This window comes from Ectothiorhodospira lacustris, from assembly GCF_022227845.1.
Lineage (GTDB): Bacteria > Pseudomonadota > Gammaproteobacteria > Ectothiorhodospirales > Ectothiorhodospiraceae > Ectothiorhodospira > Ectothiorhodospira lacustris.
The window spans coordinates 1-3,171 of record NZ_JAJNQN010000031.1 but is presented as its reverse complement, the minus strand read 5'-3'; the positions used below and the strand labels follow the sequence as shown (position 1 = coordinate 3,171).

Sequence of the window (3,171 nt, the reverse complement as noted above, 5' to 3'; positions counted from 1 at the left end):
CTCAATGCCCCATCAGCCGGTCGGCGGCATCGGGCTTGTCATGGACGGCATGGCGGTCAACGATGGTGGCCGTGGCCTCGTTCATGCCGATGATTTCCACCTCGGTACCTTCGCGGCGGAAGTTGATCACCACCCGATCCAGTGCCGCCACGGCGCTGATGTCCCAGAAATGGGCGCGGGACAGATCGATGGTCACCTTATCCAGATCCTCGCGGAAATTGAAGGCGGCCATGAATTTTTCCGTGGAGGCGAAGAACACCTGACCATAGACCCGGTAGGTGCGGTGCAGGGTTTTGTCATCCGGGTTGGTATCGGAGTCGGCGCCCACGAACATGAATTGGCTCACCTTGTTGGCAAAGAACAGGGAAGCCAGCAGCACCCCGGTGAGTACGCCGATGGCCAGGTTGTGGGTGAACACCGTCACCGCCACGGTGGCGATCATGACGATGTTGGTGCTCAGGGGATGGGCCTTCATGTTCTTGATGGAGTTCCAGCTGAAGGTTCCGATGGATACCATGATCATCACCGCCACCAGGGCCGCCATGGGAACGATGCTCAGGATGGGGCTCAGGAAGACCACCATGATCAACAGGAAGATGCCGGCCGAGAAGGTGGACAGACGTCCGCGGCCGCCGGATTTGATGTTGATCACCGACTGACCGATCATGGCGCAGCCCGCCATGCCGCCGAAGCTGCCGGCGACGACGTTGGAGATACCCTGGCCCTTGCACTCCCGATCCCGGTCGGTCTTGGTGTCGGTCAGGTCATCGACGATGTTCTGGGTCATCATGGACTCCAGTAGCCCCACTACGGCCAGGGCCAGGGAGTAGGGCAGGATGATCCACAGGGTTTCCAGGTTCAGAGGGATGTCCGGCAGCAGGAAGACCGGCAGGGTATCGGGCAGTTCACCCATGTCGCCCACGGTGCGGATGTCCAGTTGCAGCAGCCAGGCCAGCAGGGTCAGCACCACGATGGTGACCAGGGGGGAGGGGATGGACCTGGTCACGTAGGGGAACAGATAGATGATGCCCAGGCCCAGGGCGGTCATGGCGTAGACATGCCAGGTCACGCCGGTCAGCTCCGGTAGCTGGGCCAGGAAGATCAGGATGGCCAGGGCGTTGACGAAGCCGGTCATGACTGAGTTGGAGATGAATCGCATCACCCGTCCCAGCTTCAGATAGCCGGCCAGGATCTGCAGAAAGCCGGTGAGGATGGTGGCCGCCAGCAGATATTCCAGCCCGTGCTCCTTGACCAGGGTGATCATGAGCAAGGCCATAGCGGCAGTGGCGGCGGAGATCATGCCGGGCCGTCCCCCGGTGAAGGCGATCACCACGGCGATGCAAAAGGAGGCATACAGGCCCACCTTGGGGTCCACGCCGGCGATGATGGAGAAGGCGATGGCCTCGGGGATCAGGGCCAGGGCCACCACCAGGCCGGCCAGCAGGTCTGCCCGGATGTTGGAAAACCATTCCCGTTTGACTCTTTGCCACTGTATCAAGGATTGTATCCTTCTGCTGGGTCCGGGCCGTGCGGCCCGTGGATATTGCGATGCAGCACGTCCTTGGCGGTTCCGTGGCCTGTGCCGTGACCCGCCGGGGTCGCACTGCATCCGATGTTTGAAGCGTTCAGGGATTCGGGGCGGAAGCGCCCGGGAAACGTCTGATAAATCAGAGCGATGCCGGTCAAGAAGATGTCCGACACGGACCGGCGACCAAGTGCCGGATTAATGCAAAATTCAGGGGGCGCAATCGTATGGATGAAGGGCGGGAATGTCAAGATTACCGCGGCGGGTCATGGATCAGAGACTGACCTGATTGCGCCCACATTCCCGGTACAGCTGTTCGTCCAAGGTCTGAGTCACCTTCCGCTGGGCATCGTCTCCGGCACCGTGGCCGTAGTGGTCGTTGTAGAGCTTGAAGTGATCGATGTCGATCATGATCACCTCAATTACGTCACAGGATGCTGTGCCGGTTCATGGCCTGAATGGCCTCGCGGATGCTGGCGGTTTCAGGCGGGCCGATGACGTTGGGTGTGGCGATACGGCGAAGGGAGGGCAGTTGCATCGGCACAAGGCCGCACATGGCTGATGATGCCGCCAGTGTCCGCAACGTGTGCGGATTTGGCAAGCCTGCACTGGTCGGTAATCAGTGCAGGCCTGTTACATCAGGAAAACATGGCCTTGAAAGTGGCACGGATCTCTTCACGGATGATCTCGCGAATCCGTTCTTCGGAGATTGGTGGTTCCTGCTTGGGCAGGGCCTCCAGCTCGGCCTGGATCATGGCATGAATGGCGGCTTCGATGGCGCCGGGGGTGGATACGGATGCTGCGGCGGGTGCTTCATCGATCCGCGGCATTTCTTCCGGTTCGGACATGGGGGCCTCGGTTGCTTGTTCTGGCATGGTGTCATCAGGAATGAGTGTATCTTCTTCCGGCTCCGGCTCCGGCTCCGGCTCCGGCTCCGGCTCCGGCTCCGGCATCGCTTCAGCCGTGGGTGTTTCCGCGGTTGCCTCGGTCTCCGGCATGACTTCATCCACTTCCATGGTGGGATGAGGTTCAGTTTCCATCAACATCTCTTCCTCCGCCATCGCCTCTTCGATCAGGGGCGTGGGCGGAATCTCTCGGGCAGGTTCTGATTCCTCTTCGCCGGCCTGCTGCAGCAGCATGTCGAGGACGGGGTCGTGTTCCGCGCCGGTTTCCGGGGGGGGCGCCTCTTCCGCTGCCTCCCTGGACCACATGGCATCACTGACCAGCTCCAGTTTCTGGACGGAAGGCGCCTCTGCGGTCAGTATGTCCTCAATATCCGGTTCCGGTTCAGCCTGTCGTGGTGGCGCCTCATCGACGATGAACCGGTCAAAGTCACCGTTTTCGATCCAGTCCGCCCATTCATCATAGAGGGCATTCTTGTCCGCGACACCCGGGATATCTTTGGAAATGAAGGCCGAGACATCCGAGACCTTATATTTCTTCCGGACGTACTCCGCCAGAATGACGCCGATATCCTTGTTTTCGCGGGTCAGCGCCACCAGGCGCATCAAGCTCTCGGATTTTGCATTCATGTTCGGTCCCTTCACGGCTGTGTCGGCCGGCTGAGTGGATGGGTCGCCGTGGCCCTCGCCAGGCCCCTCATGAACACCTTATCGGCAAGTGGTCAGGGAAATTGAACATTTCCC

3 protein-coding genes are annotated in these 3,171 nt (G+C 60.5%); all 3 read right to left on the bottom strand.

Annotated features, from left to right (window positions below):
• Position 1: 1 nt before the first annotated feature.
• The 3 genes from LQ956_RS14740 to LQ956_RS14730 all read right to left on the bottom strand — a co-directional run bounded on the left by LQ956_RS14740 (position 2) and on the right by LQ956_RS14730 (position 3,057).
• Positions 2-1,498 (bottom strand): SulP family inorganic anion transporter, encoded by a 1,497-nt coding sequence (locus tag LQ956_RS14740; RefSeq protein WP_238623166.1) that lies wholly within the window; start codon positions 1,496-1,498, stop codon positions 2-4.
• A 300-nt stretch (positions 1,499-1,798) separates the two neighbouring features.
• Complete coding sequence (locus LQ956_RS14735) at positions 1,799-1,936, bottom strand: diguanylate cyclase (RefSeq protein WP_347402361.1); 138 nt, start codon at positions 1,934-1,936, stop codon at positions 1,799-1,801.
• Positions 1,937-2,163: 227 nt separating this feature from the next.
• Positions 2,164-3,057, bottom strand: a complete 894-nt coding sequence (locus LQ956_RS14730) for a hypothetical protein (protein ID WP_238630318.1) — start codon at positions 3,055-3,057, stop codon at positions 2,164-2,166.
• Between the last annotated feature and the right edge of the window lie 114 nt (positions 3,058-3,171).

Bases quoted from the DNA above. Each gene is read 5' to 3' on its own strand.
- LQ956_RS14730 (WP_238630318.1), bottom strand. From the start codon at position 3,057: ATGAATGCAAAATCCGAGAGCTTGATGCGCCTGGTGGCGCTGACCCGC.
- LQ956_RS14735 (WP_347402361.1), bottom strand. From the start codon at position 1,936: ATGATCGACATCGATCACTTCAAGCTCTACAACGACCACTACGGCCAC.